At 30.0% G+C, this 18,706-nt stretch carries 19 protein-coding genes; 1 reads left to right on the top strand and 18 read right to left on the bottom strand.

All coding sequences use genetic code 11. The features are described 5' to 3' along the window. Positions 1 to 27: 27 nt before the first annotated feature. The 6 genes from KHQ81_03305 to KHQ81_03280 form a co-directional block, all read right to left on the bottom strand. Positions 28 to 1,302 carry an ArsB/NhaD family transporter gene (locus KHQ81_03305; protein ID QVK19537.1) on the bottom strand — a complete coding sequence of 425 codons (1,275 nt, stop codon included), beginning with the start codon at positions 1,300 to 1,302 and terminating at the stop codon, positions 28 to 30. Positions 1,303 to 1,433: 131 nt separating this feature from the next. After that, on the bottom strand, positions 1,434 to 1,904 hold the full coding sequence (locus KHQ81_03300) for a hypothetical protein (protein QVK18753.1): 471 nt from the start codon (positions 1,902 to 1,904) through the stop codon (positions 1,434 to 1,436). Between the two features lie 257 nt (positions 1,905 to 2,161). Then, entirely contained in the window at positions 2,162 to 2,923 is a 762-nt protein-coding gene (locus tag KHQ81_03295; GenBank protein QVK18752.1) for an HAD-IIA family hydrolase, read from the bottom strand. Then, on the bottom strand, positions 2,916 to 3,185 hold the full coding sequence (locus KHQ81_03290) for a YutD family protein (GenBank protein QVK18751.1): 270 nt from the start codon (positions 3,183 to 3,185) through the stop codon (positions 2,916 to 2,918). Before KHQ81_03290 ends, KHQ81_03295 begins: the two co-directional genes overlap by 8 nt. Positions 3,186 to 3,238: 53 nt before the next feature. Further along, a complete protein-coding gene (yunB, locus tag KHQ81_03285) occupies positions 3,239 to 3,949 on the bottom strand; it encodes a sporulation protein YunB (GenBank protein QVK18750.1) in 711 nt (236 codons plus the stop codon). A gap of 1 nt (position 3,950) precedes the next feature. After that, a complete protein-coding gene (locus tag KHQ81_03280; GenBank protein QVK18749.1) occupies positions 3,951 to 4,259 on the bottom strand; it encodes a DUF1805 domain-containing protein in 309 nt (102 codons plus the stop codon). 105 nt (positions 4,260 to 4,364) lie between these two features. On the opposite strand from KHQ81_03280, the gene KHQ81_03275 reads away from it, so the two are divergent. Beyond that, positions 4,365 to 4,838, top strand: coding sequence for a CBS domain-containing protein (locus KHQ81_03275; GenBank protein QVK18748.1), 474 nt, complete (start codon positions 4,365 to 4,367; stop codon positions 4,836 to 4,838). Here KHQ81_03275 and KHQ81_03270 read toward each other — a convergent pair. The 12 genes from KHQ81_03270 to KHQ81_03215 form a co-directional block, all read right to left on the bottom strand. Then, positions 4,801 to 5,355, bottom strand: coding sequence for a 5-formyltetrahydrofolate cyclo-ligase (locus tag KHQ81_03270; protein ID QVK18747.1), 555 nt, complete (start codon positions 5,353 to 5,355; stop codon positions 4,801 to 4,803). The genes KHQ81_03275 and KHQ81_03270 overlap by 38 nt on opposite strands. A 4-nt stretch (positions 5,356 to 5,359) precedes the next feature. Beyond that, positions 5,360 to 6,517, bottom strand: coding sequence for an MFS transporter (locus KHQ81_03265; protein QVK18746.1), 1,158 nt, complete (start codon positions 6,515 to 6,517; stop codon positions 5,360 to 5,362). A 60-nt stretch (positions 6,518 to 6,577) separates the two neighbouring features. Further along, positions 6,578 to 7,993, bottom strand: coding sequence for a Fe-S cluster assembly protein SufB (gene sufB, locus KHQ81_03260; protein ID QVK18745.1), 1,416 nt, complete (start codon positions 7,991 to 7,993; stop codon positions 6,578 to 6,580). A gap of 19 nt (positions 7,994 to 8,012) precedes the next feature. Beyond that, on the bottom strand, positions 8,013 to 8,471 hold the full coding sequence (locus KHQ81_03255; GenBank protein QVK18744.1) for an SUF system NifU family Fe-S cluster assembly protein: 459 nt from the start codon (positions 8,469 to 8,471) through the stop codon (positions 8,013 to 8,015). A 13-nt stretch (positions 8,472 to 8,484) separates the two neighbouring features. Continuing rightward, positions 8,485 to 9,690 (bottom strand): cysteine desulfurase, encoded by a 1,206-nt coding sequence (locus KHQ81_03250; protein QVK18743.1) that lies wholly within the window; start codon positions 9,688 to 9,690, stop codon positions 8,485 to 8,487. 19 nt (positions 9,691 to 9,709) lie between these two features. Beyond that, positions 9,710 to 10,966 carry a SufD family Fe-S cluster assembly protein gene (locus tag KHQ81_03245; protein ID QVK18742.1) on the bottom strand — a complete coding sequence of 419 codons (1,257 nt, stop codon included), beginning with the start codon at positions 10,964 to 10,966 and terminating at the stop codon, positions 9,710 to 9,712. Between the two features lie 27 nt (positions 10,967 to 10,993). Continuing rightward, entirely contained in the window at positions 10,994 to 11,827 is an 834-nt protein-coding gene (gene sufC, locus KHQ81_03240) for a Fe-S cluster assembly ATPase SufC (GenBank protein ID QVK18741.1), read from the bottom strand. A 336-nt stretch (positions 11,828 to 12,163) separates the two neighbouring features. After that, positions 12,164 to 13,942, bottom strand: a complete 1,779-nt coding sequence (locus KHQ81_03235; GenBank protein QVK18740.1) for a peptide ABC transporter substrate-binding protein — start codon at positions 13,940 to 13,942, stop codon at positions 12,164 to 12,166. A 54-nt stretch (positions 13,943 to 13,996) separates the two neighbouring features. Beyond that, positions 13,997 to 15,235, bottom strand: coding sequence for an ATP-binding cassette domain-containing protein (locus KHQ81_03230; GenBank protein ID QVK18739.1), 1,239 nt, complete (start codon positions 15,233 to 15,235; stop codon positions 13,997 to 13,999). A gap of 3 nt (positions 15,236 to 15,238) precedes the next feature. Next, entirely contained in the window at positions 15,239 to 16,273 is a 1,035-nt protein-coding gene (locus KHQ81_03225; GenBank protein QVK18738.1) for an ABC transporter ATP-binding protein, read from the bottom strand. A 13-nt stretch (positions 16,274 to 16,286) separates the two neighbouring features. Next, entirely contained in the window at positions 16,287 to 17,558 is a 1,272-nt protein-coding gene (locus KHQ81_03220) for an ABC transporter permease (GenBank protein QVK18737.1), read from the bottom strand. A gap of 8 nt (positions 17,559 to 17,566) precedes the next feature. Continuing rightward, positions 17,567 to 18,487, bottom strand: a complete 921-nt coding sequence (locus tag KHQ81_03215) for an ABC transporter permease (GenBank protein QVK18736.1) — start codon at positions 18,485 to 18,487, stop codon at positions 17,567 to 17,569. Between the last annotated feature and the right edge of the window lie 219 nt (positions 18,488 to 18,706).

Genomic DNA, 18,706 nt, shown 5'->3' with positions numbered 1-18,706 from the left:
CGCTAAAATAATAAATCAATCTAATTTTTATAAATAGAAGATAACTAAATATATCATAGAGATGACCACTGAAACAATCATAAGAGGGAATCCAATTTTCATATATTTAAGAAACGATAATTTATTCCCATTCTTTTCAAGCAACCCACTTACAATTACATTAGATGAAGCACCAATTAAGGTTCCATTTCCACCTAAGCATGCACCTAATGCTAGTGCCCACCAAAGTGGTGTAATATCTATTCCCATATTACCACCATATTCGGGAAAGTTTTTAATTAATGGAATCATGACACTAACAAATGGAATGTTATCTAAAAATGAGGAAGCAAGCGCTGATAACCATAATATAACAAGCGCTGTAAATAACATATTTCCTTTAGTAAAGGTAAATAAATTATGAGCTAATTTATGAATTATCTGTTGTTGTTCTAGACCTCCAACAATAATAAATAATCCGATAAAGAAAAAGATTGTTGGCCATTCAATTTCTAAAAGTATTTCTTCTACATCTACCTTACTAATTAATAATAATAAACTAGCACCTAATAATGCTACTATACTAGTTTCTACATTAATAAAAGGGATTTCATGGATTGTAAAACCAATAATAGTAATTCCTAAAACAATAAGACTTTTAATTAAAAGCGGTTTGTCTTTAATCGTTTTTGATTCATCAAAATCCATTATTTTTAATTTGTTTTCCTTTTCAACTTTTAATGACTTTCGATAAAGAAGTTTTAATATAAACAGTGTGATGATAAAAATAACAATAATCACAGGTCCTAAATTAGTTATAAAATCTAGAAAACCTAAATCCGTTTTTCCGCCAATCATGATATTAGGTGGATCTCCAATTAAAGTGGCAGTACCTCCTATATTTGCGGCTAAAATCTCTGTTGTTAGAAAGGGGATAGGATTAATTTTTAAAGTATCGGTAATAACAAATGTTACTGGTGCTATTAATAAGATTGTTGTCACATTATCTAAAAAGGCAGATGATAAAGCGGTAATAACCGAAAAGAATAAAATAATTTTCCATGGATCACCTTTAGCATATTTCGCTGCCTTAATCGCAATAAATTGAAATACACCAGTTCTTTTTAATATATTAACGATGATCATCATCCCTACTAGTAATCCGATTGTATTAAAATCTATCGCTTTAATTGCACTTTCTTCATCAATGATATGAATTACTATCATGACGATAGCGGCAAATAAGGTAATAACCGTACGATTAATTTTTTCAGTAATAATAAAAATATAAGTTACGATAAAAATTAAAATTGCGGTAATCATATAAGATTGATTTGATATAATAGTTAAAAAATGGTTATACATAATTCCCTGCTCCTAAAACAATATTATTTTACATAGATTGTTATTCATATTTAGATACCATGATCTATATATGATCTTTTATTTGATTGCTATGGTTCACTTTCAAAAAATATTTTATCTGAATTATTTTGAACCTTTTTTATCATGTCAGAGATTTGACTTAATTCATCCAATAAATATGCAAATTTCTCTTTTGGTACATTGTAATATAAAAATAAATCCTCAAACTCCTTCATTAAGTTATGTATATTTTTATTTATTTGTATAAACTTGTATATATTTTGACTTAATTCAGCGTTTTGAAATTGTTTGATGTCAAAGTTTATTTCATTTATAATATCTTCTTCGTTATTGAAATCCCTATAGGGTAATGGATAAGGTTTAATTCTTTCTAAAAAATAACGATTACTTTTATTAATATTATAGACATAAGAAACTCTACATCTGTCTAAATCAAATCGAACATAACATAGTTTTGAATAAATTTGTTTTACATCCGCACCCATCATTACCAGTTTCATTTGATGTTTACTTGCTTCTAAATTAATATAATTAGTCATAATAATACACCTCTTTAATAAAAAACACTATCTATTTGTTCTATTATTATTTAAAATATCGCTAGACTAAAGAAATAATTTGATACAATATTTATCTTTAACATTTTCGTTAATTTAAGTCCAATATCTATCATACTACTTCTAAATAATTTTTCAAGAGATTTTAAAAAAAATAGTGCTTTCATCACACATATTATCGCTTTTGATTAAATTAATATACCAAAAAAAGATGTGGGTCAATTGATAAACTCACATCTTTATTTTATCTTTAGTTGTGACAAATCTCTTACAATAATTGTCGGTTGCTTAGTAAACGCCTCTAAATCTTGAATTTTCATTACACCTGTTTCAACAAATATGCTATCCATTCCAAAATTATGAGCACCCATTATATCAGTAAAATAATTGTCTCCAATCATCGCAACTTCTTCTTTAGGTAAATTAAGTTTTTCTAATCCATATTCAAGCATTTCAATTTGAGGTTTACCCATATAGATTGGTTCAACATTTGTCACTAATTCTATTACTTTCGTAAGAGAGCCATTACCAGGTGTTATACCATTTGTTCTTGATAGCCTTAAATCACTATTTGTTGAAATAAATTTTGCTCCATTAAATACTTCTTCACAAGCTATCGATACCTTTTCATAATTGATATTGAAATCAAGACCAACGACAACATAATCTGCATTTTTAGACACCATTGAAATTTTATTTTTTTCAAACTCAGTCTTAATTCCATTCATTCCAATCAAATAGACATTTGCTAAAGGATTTTCCTTTTTTATATATTTTGCTGTAACCTCACTTGATGTTATGATATTTTCCTGATTTACTTTATAACCAATTCGTTTTAAATGTTCATAGACTTCTTTTGTTGTTCTGGTTGAATTATTAGTCACAAAACAAAACTTAATCTTTTCTTCTACGCACCTGTTAATGAAATCACGGCATGAAGGAATCACATTTTCACCTAAATAAGCAATTCCATCTAAATCAATTAAATAACCATTATACATTTTTTACTCTTTTAACGATGAAGTAAGGACAATTATAATTACATGATTCATTTAAATAATCTGGTATCTTATTTACATAAAAGGGTGAATCTGATTTTCTTGAAGTAAAACCTTTTAACCGTAAAATATTAGATGACATATCACCTACAATGACATCATATTTATCAAATGATTCTAAGTATTTTTCTTTAAACAATTGTTCACTGAATGCATCTCTATAATCCTTAACTAGTTCAAACACTTTGTTTTTGATTTTAATCATGTTAACACCTCAAAAATAATTATATCATATACGAATACAATTTTAAATAACTATTATTCTAACAAACCACTATCAGGTTGAGGATTATCATCTTTTGGAGGATTACTAAAATTACCATTTCCTCCAGTATAATAATAATGTGGAACACTCCCTTGAATAATTTTAATTAATAATGGTGTATTTGTTTCAACTTCTATTTCATCTTTCTGAAATGGAATAGCTACTTGAAACCTTACTTTTGTTTTAATCACTACTTCAATTAAACTATTATTTATCCCATAAGGTTTAACGGATGATACAATATCAGTATAAACACTACCAATAATTTTCAATTTAATGTTTAACTCTGGTCCAATATTATTCATTATAGGATTATCAAACATAACGCCAATAGGAATTGATAAATGATTTAGTTCATGGTTAGAATCCTTTTGATAAATCAATAATTGGTCCTGAATTTGTTTAGTCATTTTAGAAATTAACATATTAATTTGATAAACATCAACAATCACACTTGTAACATAACCATTACTTTTTGTTTCCATATTTATAATTTTACTAGTATCAATATTAGGTACAATTTGATTACTTATCGAATCATTAATTAAAACAGACGCATAATAATAAGATTTTTGTTTTGCATAGACGATGAGTGGTGAACGATAATACATCTTTGATAAAACCATAAACAAAAGGAAAATGAGTACTAAAAATAAGATTACCTTATTTACTGTAAATTTTCTTCTACGTCTATGTCTATGCATTTTATTCTAGTTTAGTTAAGGCATCACGAACAATCATTCCTTCATATATTCCTAAATTTTTTGCAGCTTGTGTCACCTTTACTAAAGGCGCATTTAATAATTCTTCAATTGTTTTAACACCTGTTGCACATCCGCAAACAACTTTTCGTTCTTTTAAATGTGGCTTTGAATCAAAAACATCCACATCAATCGCACGACAAGTAAAATAACCAATATCATTAGCAATAACTAATAAAGTAGTTTTAGGCAATTTTATCGTATAGGTAAAAAATGCCTTATTATTCAGATTAATTCTATCAACACGAAACATAAAAATCCCTCCCTATTTTTTATTATATGCAAGTATAACCATTTTTTATATCTGATGTATATAAAAAACTTAAGATACAAAAAATATTTATAAGGAGGCATGAATATGAAAATAAAAGAAATAATGACTAAAAGCGTTATAAGTTTAAAACCTTATAATTCAATGAAAGATGCATCTATCTTAATGTTAGAGCATAATATCGGTTGTATACCTATCATCGATGATGATAATCATCCTGTTGGTATTATCACAGATAGAGATATGATTATTCGAGGATTAGCTCAAAATAATGATGGGAATACACGTTTAGAAGATATCATGACAACCAATTTAATTACTGTAAATCCAGAGGATGAAGTGGGTATAGCGACTCATATTATGGGTCAGCGTCAAATCCGTCGTTTACTGGTTGTAGATGAATTTGATAAATTAGTTGGCTTTTTAGCAATGGCTGATATTTCAACAACTGCCGAAAACGATACAAAAGCAGGGGTTGCATTATCAAAAATATCATTAAAATCAACCGATATAAAATCTAACCCTAATTATGGGGTTGATGTGATGGATTTTCCGTTATAATAAAATCCATTGGGATATCATAATCTTGTGAAGGGATATTATTAATATGCTGAAAGGAATAGCAAATTCCAACTTTCTCTTGATAATAGTCTTTTAAATAACGATCATAATATCCTGCACCAAATCCTAAACGATAATTTTGAAAAGAAAAGTAAATGCCAGGAATAAAGATAATATCAATCTTATTTTTTGGCATTTTTCTATTACAATTTGGTTCTAATACACCAAAATGACCTTTATGAACATCATTAATTGTTTCAATAGGATAAAAATCCATTGTATATTGATCATGTACTTTAGGAATTACAATTGTTTTCCTTAAATCGATTAATTCTCTCATTAAGGGTCTTAAATCCACTTCATTTCCTAATGGCATATAAAACCCAAATACTTGATAAGGCATAAGGTCTATTTGTTTTTTAATTTGTTTTATAATTTTTTTTGATAAATCATTTACTTCATCTTGATGCATTTGTTTTCTTAAAGCCAATCCTTTTTTTCTTAAATATTCTTTCATAATATCACCTAAATTGTTCAAATTTCTTTCTCATTGAGACTAATAATCCAAAAGTTAACATTCCAATTACTGATAATGAATAAAATGTAAGGTTTACATTTAGCATGAATATTACACCAGCATAAAATGAACCTCCCATCATCCCCAAAGCATTAGAGGCGTTATTTAAGCCCATAATTTCACCATTAGCATTTCCCACTTTAGATAATATACTTTGTAGTAATGGTCGATATAAAGCTAAAAAGGCAAAAAAGAGAATTAACATCACGATAAATAGATTAAAATTAATCGATTCAAAAAACATAGCGAGTGGCAAAGTGGTAAACATAAAGAAAAGACTAAGAATTAATAAAAAATAATCGTTAAATTTTCTTTTAATAATTGGTAAGATAATTATATTCATAACGATTCCTATCAAACCAGTTAATGCCATGATTTGCCCAATTTCTTTAGGGCTTAAATCCATCTCAAATTTCATATAAGAATTAAAACTACTATTAAATCCAATCGCAAAAAAACTTGTAATTACTGTAATAATCAATAAAAAGGGAACAATTGTATTTCGATATTTATAAAAATCCTTCATGATATTACTCTTCAAAACAAGCTGCTTTTGTTGATGACTTTCTTTAAGAAAAATAAAAATCACAAAACTAGATAAAATACTTAACTCTCCTTGTGCTAGAAAGGCTTGATGATAATCTGAATCACCAATGTAACCACCCAATAAATTTCCAAATTTCCCTGCAAATCCTATTACCGCTGTATATAAGGCCATAATTTTAGTTCGCTTATTTATGTCGGATACATCAATTAAATAAGCCATACCAGCAACAAACGAGGCACAAGTAACCCCACCAGCCAATAGTCTAAACATAATGATACTATTAGGATTAGTTGAATAACCAAAACCTAATTGTGCTAAACCATATCCGATTGGTGCCATAACCATAAAAGGTTTACGTCCATATTTATCAGATAATCTACCCCAAACGGGTGACATCAAAAAATTTGATAATGCCATTGCAGCAAATAGAGTTCCAAGTAAAACCGAATTATATCCAATATTACTAACTAATTCTGGCGTAACAGGATGAGCAAAATTATTGATAAACACTGTCATTGTCATGAGAAGGATAATCGTTATAACTTTATTATTCATGATAGTTCTCCAAATCATTTATAGATTAAATCGCACATTTTACAATGTGCGAATAAGTTATTAGCCAATCGAACCTTCCATGTTTAATTTAAGTAATTGATTTAGTTCAACTGCATATTCCATTGGTAATTCTTTAGCGAATGGTTCAATAAATCCCATAATAATCATTTCTGTTGCTTGTTCTACTGTGAGTCCACGACTCATTAAATAAAATAATTGATCTTCAGATACTTTAGAAACAGTAGCTTCATGTTCAAGTGAGGCACTATCATTATTCATAATATTAGTTGGAATAGTATCTGATTTTGATAATCCATCTAAAATAATTGTATCACATTCAACATGTGATTTGGCATGTTCAGCGTTTTTACCAATGTTTACTAGTCCACGATAATTCACACGTCCACCACCTCGAGAAATCGATTTAGAAATGATTGTCGAAGAGGTGTTAGGTGCTAGATGAATCATCTTTGCTCCTGTATCTTGAAATTGTTCACTTCCAGCAAAAGCAATTGATACAGTTGTTCCCTTTGCCCCTTCTCCTCGAAGAACACAAGCCGGATATTTCATATTAATACCTGAACCAATATTACCATCAATCCATTCCATATGACCGTTTTTATCAACCATCGTACGTTTAGTAACTAAGTTAATGATATTGTTCGCCCAATTTTGCACAGTTGAATAACGACAATAACCACCCTCACGAACAAATATCTCAACGACTGCTGCATGAAGTGATTCTTTAGAATAAATAGGTGCTGTACACCCTTCCACATAATGAACAGATGCCCCTTCATCAACAATAATCAACGTTCTTTCAAATTGACCCATTTGTTCTGAATTAATTCGGAAGTAAGATTGAAGTGGTTTATCAACTTTAACCCCTTTAGGAATATAAATAAAAGAACCGCCACTCCAAACTGCTGTATTTAATGCGGCAAACTTATTATCTGTAGCTGGTACACATTTTGCAAAGTATTCTTTAAATATATCAGGATATTCACGTAAAGCGCTATCTGTATCAAGGAAAATAACCCCTTGGTCTTCTAATTCTTTTATTGTATTATGATAAACAACTTCTGATTCAAATTGGGTTGATACACCTGCAAGAAATTTTTGTTCAGCCTCTGGTATCCCTAATTTCTCAAAAGTTTCCTTAATTTCTGATGGGACATCTTCCCATTTGTTCTCTGATTTTTCTGTTGATTTAATATAATAAGTATATTCATCAAAATCAATGTCAGATAAATCAGGTCCAAATTCAGGATTAGGGGTTTTAATAAAATGTTTATAAGCTTTTAAACGTATATTTAACATCCATTCTGGCTCTTGTTTTCTTTCTGAAATGAGTCGAACGACATTTTCATTCAACCCTTTACCTGTATTAAAAACATTTTTTGTTTCTGTCTTAAAACCATATTTATAATCACCAACAATGTTTTCTAAATCTTGGTTATGTTTTTTTTCTGCCACTTTTTTCACCTACTTTATACTATTTTTTTTCATGGGTACCATCTTTGTGATTATTTATGGCTTTATCTAAAGCCTTCCATGCAATTGTAGCACATTTAAATCGAGCTGGAAACTTAGACACACCCTGATAAACAATTGCATCACCCATAAACATTTCGCTATCGAAAGTTTCACCTTTAACCATATGAACATAATTTTCAATGATTTTTTGGGCTTCATCTAAACTTAATCCTTTAATCGTTTCGCTCATGACAGAAGCAGCTGACATCGATATAGAACAACCCGACCCATCATGGAAAACTTCCGTTATTATATTATCTTCAACTTTAATTTGAATAGTTAAATCATCACCACAAGTTGGATTTTTTAAATGGACAGTATAATATAACTCATTCTCTTTTAATCCTTTATTTCGTGGATTTTTATAATGATCCATAATTACTTGACGATATAAGGTTTCTAAATTACCATTTGACATCTTTTTTTCCCCTCTACATAAAGTTATCAAAAAAGGCTTTAGCTTTTTTGATTACTTCAATTAATTGATCAATATCTTCCTTTGTATTGTAAAAATAAACAGATGCACGGACGGTTGCGATTTGATTCAAACAATGCATTAGTGGCTGAGCACAATGATGTCCTGCACGAATCGCCACATTCTCTTCATCAAAAACACTTGCAGCGTCATGAGGATGGACACCATCAATATTAAATGAAACAATACCAGTATCTGTTTTTAAATTATAAATTGTAACACCATCTAATTTATTCATTTGACTAAGCATATAATCTCTTAACATTTGTTCATGCTTAACAATAAAATCAAAACCAATTGATTGAATATAATCAATCGCTGCACCTAATCCAATCGCAGAGGCAATTAATGGTGTTCCTGTCTCAAACTTATAAGGTGCATCTTTATAAGTTACTTCGTTAAGTCCTACGTGATCAATCATATCGCCACCAAATTCAATTGGTTCCATTTCTTGAAGTAAATGATACTTTCCATAGAGGACACCAATTCCTGTAGGTCCACACATTTTATGTCCTGAGAAAGCTAAAAAATCACAATCAAGTGCTTTTACATCTACTTTCATATGTGGAACAGCTTGCGCTGCATCAACAATCACTAAGGCGTTTTTCTGATGGGTGAGTTCAATAATTTCTTCAATTGGTGTCATATATCCCATCGCATTTGAAACATAGTTTAATGCGACAATCTTTGTTTTATCACTTAAGACTTTTTTGAAATTTTCAATTGTTATTCTCTTATCATCATCTAATGGGACATAAACTAATTTAGCTTTTTTGATTTTAGCGACATTTTGCCATGGTAACATTGATGAATGATGTTCTAGTTCAGAGGTAATGATTTCATCACCTTCTTGAATCATATTCATTCCATAACTAGATGCGACTAAATTTAATGCACTTGAAGTACCACGTGTAAAAACAACCTCTTCAAATTGACAGTTTAGCAAATCGGCAGTCTTTTTTCGAGATTTCTCATATAATTCTGTTGCTTCATAACTAATACGATATACTCCACGGTGAATATTAACACCTAATCTTTCATTATAATAGTTTAACATATCTATCACTGATTTAGGCTTAAGTGTAGAAGCAGCATTATCTAAATAGGATAAATTACTATTGGCAAGAACATAAAAGTCTTGTCTTATCTTATTCACATCCATAATATCAGTCACTTTCAATTTATATTGATAGTTTTTTTTCTATTGTTTGAATAAAATTTGTTTTAATTTTATCTGATGAAATCATTTCAATGATTGGGTATAAGAAACCTAATATAATAAGTTTTTCAGCTTCTTTCTTTGATAACCCTCGACTCATTAAGTAATATAATTGTTCCTCATCTACTTTACCAATCCCAGCACCATGTCCTGCTTGCACATCATATTCATCAATCAATAAATAAGGATTTGCATTTACTTTGGCGCTATCAGATAAAGTAATAATACTTGTCTGCTGTTGAGAATTAGAATTATTCATTCCTTGATGGATTTTTCCAATTCCATCAACATGTAAAACACCGTTATCTTTTACAATTCCATGATTAGTAATTGTCCCAACACTATATGGAGATAAGTGTTCAACATTAACGGTAATTGCATGAATACTTTCTTTATCAGTAAATAATACATTACGTGATTCACAATAAGCATTTTTTCCAATTAATTTAATTACATTATTTGATACAGTATTTCCATCATTTAATTGACCCAACGCATAAATTAAAGACCCATCATCTTTTACAAGTCCACTTCTATCAATAAAAGCAACTGTATCTTCTGTTAATCGGTCGATTCCGATATAATTTAACTTAGCATTTTCATCAACTCTAACTTCACTAACATAATTTACCTTAATTGAATTAAAATTATGTATTTTTTCTACAATAGTAAATTCACTACTTGCTTCACTTATTATGGTTGTATGATGTACTAAATCACTATATTGTCCAATAATGTGTAATTTAAGTGCTTCATTTACCACAACATTTTTAGGAATATGAATAAGTAAAGCACTATTTTGGTAAGCACTATTAAGTCTCTTTAATTTATCATCATCTACTTTAATAAAATTTTCCTTAAATATCCTTAAAGCTTCCTCATCATTATTGTTAACTGCATCATAATAACTAACAATTTTAACTTTTTTAAACTCATCATCTAAATTAGAAAAAATTATGTTTCCGTCTTTTAAAACTAAGGTATTTTCTTCTTCATCTATTTTAAGTTTAATTTCATCTGGTAATACCGAAACTTTTTCTTCTTTAATATACTTAACATTTAATTGATCAAAATGAAAATTTTCAAGTTTTATTTTCCCTATTTTAGGGTAACTTTTATGAGCAATATCTTCAATTATTTTATGTCTTAACTCAATAATTTGATCATCATCATAATCGAAATGCATTTTTAAATCTTCACGCATTACTTCTTCTGACATAATTATACCTCCAATCTGTTATGATGTTTATAAATCCAATGATTTTTTAGTTGCGCATTCCCCAATCATTACTGGTCTTTGATTCGTTTCTTCAGGGATGACTTTTTCATCAACAATTCCAAGTTCTTCTTTAATCCAGTCATAACCCTCTTTATCAATTCTTTCCATTAACTCTAATCCACCAGTTTTAACGATTTTACCTTTCATCATAACATGGATAATATCTGGTTTAATGTAATCAAGAATTCTTTGATAATGCGTTATTAATAAACAGCCAAATGAATCACTACGCATTGAATTAACTGCTTCACCAACAATTCTTAAGGCATCTACATCTAGACCAGAATCTATTTCATCTAATATGGCAAAGTTTGGCTTAAGCATTAACATTTGTAGGATTTCATTACGTTTCTTTTCTCCACCGGAAAAACCATCATTTAAATAACGATGTGGTAAATCACTACGCATTTGAAGTTTTTCAATTGCCTTATCATAATCCATAATAAATTTATATAATGGAATAGATTTTCCCGTTTTTGATTGCATTGCTGTTCTAATAAAATCAGAGTTTGTCACACCAGGGACTTCTGATGGATATTGCATCGCTAAAAACAAGCCTTTTCGTGCTCGTTCATCAACTGGCATATCCACTACATTTTCATTATTTAAACTAATTTCTCCTTCAGTTACATGATACTTTGGGTTCCCCATAATCGCAGAAGATAAGGTTGATTTTCCCGTTCCATTAGGACCCATAATTACGTGGATTTCTCCACCTTGCATTTTTAAATCAACACCCTTTAATATTTCTTTATCCTCAACGTTAACATGTAGATTTTTTATATTTAATACAGGTTTCATTTTTTCCTCCTACTACATAAATTTCACTAATATTAATTATACAAAAAATTGTGACTTATTTCCAATAATATAATAATAAATTATAATTTTTTTAATTATTATTATTTTAATCAAAAAAAGCGTTAATATTTTAAATTAACGAAATTAAAGACATTTATATTTTTTCATATTCTAAATGAAAATACAACTAATATACTTTTATTAAATATCAATCCTATTGATGAATAAATAATTCTTAATTTATTTTAATACAAAAAACATCAAAACTAATTAGAGATAGTCATTCCAAACCATAAAAAAAGTTCCTAAGATTGCTCCTAGGAACTTTTAAATTTGTTAGTCTAAAAATTCTGCATTACCAAAGTACCAAGTACCCATAAGTGTTCTTTCAACACCTGAAACTACGTCAGCATTAATGTATAATTCTCTAGTGTAGTGATAAACTGGAATAATTGCTGTTTCATCTACTAATAAGATTCTTTCAGCTTCTCTTAGATATTCATCACGTTGTGCACCTGTAGAATTCATCGCATTTTGAATGGCAATATCATATGCTTCTTGACCAGGGTTTAATACAGTATCAAAATCCCAAGCACTACCATTTTCATGACGCCATTGTGCGTCATTAGTTCCTGAATATGAAGTGAATAGGTCTAACATTGTATTAGGATCTGGATAATCTCCTCCCCAACCATGTCTAGCCATTTGAAATTGACCTAATCTTCTTGATTCTTGGAATACAGCCCACTCTTGTTGTTCTAACTTAACTTCAATTCCAAGATTTTCTTTCCACATTTGTTGGACAGCAGAAGCAACATCTCTATGGCCATCAGTTGCTGTTTGGTTAAATCCTAAAGTAATGCGTGAACCCAATATAGCTCTTTTTTCAGGAGTATCATAGCCAGCCTCATCTAGTAATTGATTAGCTTCATCAATTAATGCTTGTGTAGCAGTTGCTTCGATTCCATAAATATCTTCTCCACATGGGCTACCATCAGAATAACTTAAGGTTGGTGGAACGAATGAAACAGCTGGTATTTGACCACCTCTTGTTACGTTTTCAACAATTGATTGACGGTCAATCGCCTTTGATAAAGCTAGACGAATTTTATGCCCATTCTCTCCAGCAGGCGTACCAATATATAAATCATCCATATTAATTACATAAAAATAAGTTGCGATGTCTGGTTGTATTTCATAGTTTAAATCATTTTCTAATAAATCAGCAATTCTGTCCATAGGTACTGCATCTAATACTTGAACTTCACCAGCATCATAAGCATTTAATGCAGTTGTTGCATCATCAATGATTAAGAATTTAATTCCATCAATATTAATATTATCTTTGTTCCAATAATGTTCATTCTTCTCTACTAATACATGAGAACCAATCACATATTCAACCATTTTGAATGGACCATTAGAAATCGCTGAACCATCTTTTTCCCAACCATCTTCTAATTCTGAGCCAGTGTCATAAATTGGCATATATGTATAGAATGATAATAATTCTTCAAAGAATGGTATCGGTTGAGCTAACGTAATTTGTAGAGTAGTATCATCGATTGCTTTGATACCAACATCTTCAGCACTTCCAGTTCCTTCAAAATATTCTGTTCCCCCTACTATGAATGGATACATAATATATGCATAATCTGAAGGATTATCATGGTCTATTACTCTTAACCAACCATACACATAATCATGAGCTGTAACTGGCTCACCATTTGACCAATAGTGATCATCATGTAATGTATAAGTATAGGTAAGATTATCAGGACTAATCGTTACTGATTCCGCTCCTGCTAGTTCTTGACCAGTTGGTGTTGCTCTATACAAACCTTCAAACAGATGATTTACAATATGTCCACCATCACTTGCGGAATTAAATCCAGGGTCCCAAGTTTCTGAATCTGTTCCTAGGTTATAAGCCAAATATTGCTTATTTGGGTCACCTATAGCTTCTGTAGTTGTTGTTGTTGTTTCTTCTGTAGTTGTTGTTGTTTGTTCAGTTGTTGTTGTTTCAGATTCGGTTGTTGTCGTTTCTTTTTCTTTACAACCAGTTACTAATGTTAACCCAACAATCAGTAATGCAAGAAATAAGATTTTTTTCATCTTAACACTCTCCTATTCTTTTTTATTTAAATTACCACTTAGGTAAGTGGGGGCTTAATCAACTAAATGACAAGCGACAATATGCCCATCATCTATTTGTTGTAAAACAGGTTCTTCTTTCTTACAGCGTTCAGAAGCAAATTCACATCTAGTTCTAAAACGACAACCAGAAGGAGGATTTATTGGACTTGGGATATCTCCCTCAAGTTCAATTTTCTCACTCTTTAAATCGTTATTTACGTTTGGAATCGGAACCGCTGATAGTAATGCTTTTGTATAAGGATGCAATGGATTTTTAAACAATTCGTTGCTTGTAGTCACTTCTACTATCTTTCCTAAATACATTACGGCAATTCTATTTGAAATATGCTTTACCATAGACAAATCATGAGCGACAAACATATAGGTTAAACCTAATTTTTCTTGTAATTCTTCAAGTAAATTAATAATTTGTGCTTGAATTGAAACATCTAATGCTGAAATCGGCTCATCACAAATAATAAATTCTGGATTAACTGCAAGAGACCTTGCAATTCCAATTCTTTGTCTTTGTCCTCCTGAGAATTCATGAGGATAACGACTAGCATGTTCTTTACTTAAACCAACCATATTTAACAATTCATATATTTTTTGCTTTTGCATATGATATGGCATTAATTGATGAATTTTCATGGGTTCACTTATAATATCAGCAACTGTCATTCTTGAATTCAAAGAAGCATAAGGATCCTGAAAAATCATTTGCATTGATTTACGTAATTGTGGTTTTACTTTATTATCTTGTTTAGCTTCTTTAATTTTCTCTCTGATTATGTTTAATTTTTTAGTTTTATCTTCTTTAAGTAATTTAACTTCAACTTTATAATCTTGCTTAGCTAATTTAATTTTCTTTTTGATTTCAATTTTATCTTGATTTATACCTTTTATTTTTTGTATATCTAATACAAACTTCTTTTTAATTTTGACTTTTTTAATTTTATATTCTTTACACTTATTCCATTTTTCTTTTTTCATTTTAAAGATATCTAACTTACCAACTGATATTCGTTCCCCTTTATAATAAACTTCACCACCAGTTGATTCATAAAGTTTAATTAGTGACCGACCGACGGTTGTTTTTCCACATCCTGATTCACCAACTAGCCCAAATGTTTCACCTTTTTTTATATAGAAACTAATATCATCGACTGCTTGAACATATTGTTTTCTTTGTCCAAACAACCCCTTATTCTTGACAAAATATTTCTTTAAATTTTTGACTTCTAGTATATTATTATTATCAATATTCTCCATTCATTACACCTCTTCCATATGATTATGACAATCAGGATGATGAAGCCAACAGAAAGCACTATGTCCTTCTTCTATTTCATACATCTCTGGTGCTTCATTTGCACAAATATTCATTGCACTTTCACATCTTGCTGCAAATGGACAACCTTTAGGAGGATATAATAAATCTGGTGGTGTTCCTTTAATTGGTTTTAATTTTTGCTTTGTTGAGCTATCTATCTTAGGAAGTGATCTCATTAAACCAATCGTATACGGATGGGATGGGTTGGTAAATATATGCTGAACCGTCCCTTTTTCCATTATTAATCCACCATACATAACAATAACTTTATCACATGTTTCAGCAACCACCCCCAAATCATGGGTTATAAGGATAACTGCATTTTCTTTATTTAGTGTTTTTTCTTTATTTAATTTTTTAATAATACGTAAAATCTGAGCTTGTATGGTAACGTCTAAAGCTGTAGTTGGTTCATCAGCTATCAATAATTTTGGTTCACAAGCTAAAGCCATAGCAATCATTACCCTCTGTCTCATCCCACCTGAAAACTCATGGGGGTAATTCTTTAATCTTTGAACAGGTGATGGAATCCCAACCATCTTAAGTAATCCTACAGCTCGTTTTTTTGCTTTTTTATGCGATAAATCAGTATGTATTTTTAATACTTCAATTATTTGATTTCCAATTGTATACACAGGATTTAATGAAGTCATGGGGTCTTGAAATATCATTGATATATCATTTCCTCTTATATGTCGCATAGCTGAATCACTAAGACCTGTTAAATCCTCTAATTCATTTTCATTAAAATGTCCAATGTTAAAATAGATATTTCCTTCTTTTACTTTTCCTGGATATTGTACTAATTTCATTATTGATAAAGCCGTTACGCTTTTACCAGAACCAGATTCACCTACTATTCCTAATATTTCTCCTTCATCTAATGAGAAAGAGATGCCTCTTATCGCTTGAACTTCTCCTAAGTGTGTATAAAAAGAAGTTTTTAAATTTTCTACTTTCAATATCGTTTTCTTCATCTTATCTCCTCCTCTATTTTCTAAGTCTTGGATCTAGAGCATCTCTTAATCCATCACCTAGAAGATTAAATGCTAATAATGTCACACTTAACAATAGAGCTGGCCATAGTAGAAGGTATGGATAGATAGTAAATCCTCTTAAAGCATTATTAGCTAAAGTTCCCCATGAAGGAATTGGTTCAGGAACTCCTAACCCAATAAAACTTAAAAATGCTTCAGTAAAAATAGCTGCTGGAATTTGCATCGTTAGTGCCACCATAATTGGTCCCATTGTATTTGGGATGATATGTCTAAATAAAACTCTAGGTGTTTTTGCCCCAATTGTCTTGGCAGCAAGAACAAATTCTTGTTCTTTTAAACTAAGAACCTGCCCTCTAACAATTCTGGCCATTCCAACCCAATAGGTCAAACTCAAAGCAATGATAATTGTTGATAAACTTGGTGTTAAAACAACCATTAAGACAATAACATATAAGATTAATGGTATTGTACTAATCGTATCAACAATTCTCATCATCACATTATCAACTTTTCCACCAAAAAATCCTGATATACCACCATAAGTCACACCAATTACGAAATTAATGGTTGCGGCAAAAAATGCGATTAGTAGTGAAATTCTTCCTCCATATATTGTACGAATAAATAAATCTCGTCCTAAAGAATCGGTTCCAAGTAAGTAAGAAGTATTTTTTACAGTTTTATAATCTTTCATTTCGACATCATTAACAAGTAATCTAACAGGATTTATCGTTTCTTCTAATTTTTTCTCTTCTGCTTCGTAATCAATTGTAGGATCATTCCTTGCTTCAATTCTTAAAGCTTTCTTTGCTCTAATAAGGACTCCATAATCAACTACAATTGATTTACCATTTATATCTTCATAGATTGCTTCTCTGCCCATCATATTATTCCTAATAAGATCTGGTGCTCCAAGCAATTTACCATCTTTTGAAACTGAAATTACTTTATGGTCATTTGTAACATGTACATAATCACCATCACCAATATCATAAACATCAATATAAGGCTTAATCATTTTATAGTCCAAATGTTGTTCCTCATAAGTATACTTCCATCTCATAGGTAAAACGATTACCACAATTATTAATATTATTAAGAAAATTAATGATATCATTGACAATTTATTTTGTTTTAATCTTCTGAAAGCATCTCTCCAATAGGTTAAACTTGGTCGTTTTATTTCTTCTGACTTGATAATATCTTTGTCTAGTTTTGCCCATTTATCTTGAAAATTAATATCTTCTATTCTCTCGTGATCCATTTCCTCACCTACTTTTCATATTTGATTCTTGGGTCAATAACAGCATATAATATATCTACTATAAAAACTGCGATTACTAAAAATACTGCATAAAACATAGTCATTCCCATGATTAATGTATAATCCCTGTTACTAACACTTTCAGTATAATAACTACCAATTCCAGGAATCGCAAATACTTTTTCTATTACAAACGATCCTGTTAAAATAGCTGCAATCATCGGTCCTATATAAGTTACCACCGGAATAACAGCATTTCTTAAAGCATGTTTGTACAGAACTTTAAAATTACTAAGCCCTTTTGCTCTAGCTGTTCTTATGTAATCTTGCTGTAACACTTCTAACATACTAGTTCTTGTGAGTCTAGTAACAAATGCTAGAGAAAAGAATGATATACATAAAGCTGGACCAATATAGTGCTTGAATGTACCTACACCAAAAGGAGGTGCCCATCCTAACTTAGCACTAAAAACATATAGATATAATGTCGCAAATACAAACCCTGGTATTGTAACACCAATAACAGAAATAAACATCGAAAATCTGTCAATAAATTTATTGTGTTTTAATGCTGATATTATCCCTAATGGTATACCTAACAGCACGATTAATATACAACCGTAGAATCCAACTAAAGCAGTTGGCTTAAAACCATCTTTTATCATACGTTCTACCGTCATACCTTTTAGCTTAAAAGAGACTCCAAAATCCCATTGAACTAAACCTTTTAAATAATTAAAATATTGTACTATAAGATGATCATCTAAACCATAACGTTTATTTAATGCTTCTAAAACATCTGGATCAAGTCCTTTTTCACTTAAAAAAGGATTACCTGGGGCAAGATGCATTAAGACAAATGTTAGAAATGATATTACAAGTAATGTAATTATAACTGATAGGAATCTTCTAATCGTAAATTTAAGCATGTAATTCTACCCTCCTATAAAATAAAAATAAAACCACAAAAAGAAGTAGTTTTATAATGACTAATATAAATAGGCTGTGTCTTATTCAATATATAAAGTTAGTTAAATAATAACTAAACCATAGTGCAAAAACTGTAGGAAATTATCGAATTATTCATTTAAATTAATTTAGTTTATTTTACTAATCTAAAAAAATATAAAATACATCGTATTTATACA

The sequence above is a fragment of the Mycoplasmatota bacterium genome (assembly GCA_018394295.1).
Lineage (GTDB): Bacteria > Bacillota_I > Bacilli_A > Haloplasmatales > Haloplasmataceae > JAENYC01.
Note: the sequence above shows the minus strand (reverse complement) of the source record. Positions and strands in the feature narration are given on the sequence as shown.

What these genes read in the sequence shown, in the direction of transcription:
- KHQ81_03220 (QVK18737.1), bottom strand. Translation starts at nt 17,558, where the DNA reads ATGGATCACGAGAGAATAGAAGATATTAATTTTCAAGATAAATGGGCA.
- KHQ81_03275 (QVK18748.1), top strand. Translation starts at nt 4,365, where the DNA reads ATGAAAATAAAAGAAATAATGACTAAAAGCGTTATAAGTTTAAAACCT.
- KHQ81_03230 (QVK18739.1), bottom strand. Translation starts at nt 15,235, where the DNA reads ATGGAGAATATTGATAATAATAATATACTAGAAGTCAAAAATTTAAAG.
- yunB (QVK18750.1), bottom strand. Translation starts at nt 3,949, where the DNA reads ATGCATAGACATAGACGTAGAAGAAAATTTACAGTAAATAAGGTAATC.
- KHQ81_03270 (QVK18747.1), bottom strand. Translation starts at nt 5,355, where the DNA reads ATGAAAGAATATTTAAGAAAAAAAGGATTGGCTTTAAGAAAACAAATG.
- KHQ81_03235 (QVK18740.1), bottom strand. Translation starts at nt 13,942, where the DNA reads ATGAAAAAAATCTTATTTCTTGCATTACTGATTGTTGGGTTAACATTA.
- KHQ81_03265 (QVK18746.1), bottom strand. Translation starts at nt 6,517, where the DNA reads ATGAATAATAAAGTTATAACGATTATCCTTCTCATGACAATGACAGTG.
- KHQ81_03225 (QVK18738.1), bottom strand. Translation starts at nt 16,273, where the DNA reads ATGAAGAAAACGATATTGAAAGTAGAAAATTTAAAAACTTCTTTTTAT.
- KHQ81_03300 (QVK18753.1), bottom strand. Translation starts at nt 1,904, where the DNA reads ATGACTAATTATATTAATTTAGAAGCAAGTAAACATCAAATGAAACTG.
- KHQ81_03290 (QVK18751.1), bottom strand. Translation starts at nt 3,185, where the DNA reads ATGATTAAAATCAAAAACAAAGTGTTTGAACTAGTTAAGGATTATAGA.
- KHQ81_03250 (QVK18743.1), bottom strand. Translation starts at nt 9,690, where the DNA reads ATGGATGTGAATAAGATAAGACAAGACTTTTATGTTCTTGCCAATAGT.
- KHQ81_03280 (QVK18749.1), bottom strand. Translation starts at nt 4,259, where the DNA reads ATGTTTCGTGTTGATAGAATTAATCTGAATAATAAGGCATTTTTTACC.
- KHQ81_03305 (QVK19537.1), bottom strand. Translation starts at nt 1,302, where the DNA reads ATGATTACCGCAATTTTAATTTTTATCGTAACTTATATTTTTATTATT.
- KHQ81_03245 (QVK18742.1), bottom strand. Translation starts at nt 10,966, where the DNA reads ATGTCAGAAGAAGTAATGCGTGAAGATTTAAAAATGCATTTCGATTAT.
- KHQ81_03215 (QVK18736.1), bottom strand. Translation starts at nt 18,487, where the DNA reads ATGCTTAAATTTACGATTAGAAGATTCCTATCAGTTATAATTACATTA.
- KHQ81_03295 (QVK18752.1), bottom strand. Translation starts at nt 2,923, where the DNA reads ATGTATAATGGTTATTTAATTGATTTAGATGGAATTGCTTATTTAGGT.
- KHQ81_03255 (QVK18744.1), bottom strand. Translation starts at nt 8,471, where the DNA reads ATGTCAAATGGTAATTTAGAAACCTTATATCGTCAAGTAATTATGGAT.
- sufC (QVK18741.1), bottom strand. Translation starts at nt 11,827, where the DNA reads ATGAAACCTGTATTAAATATAAAAAATCTACATGTTAACGTTGAGGAT.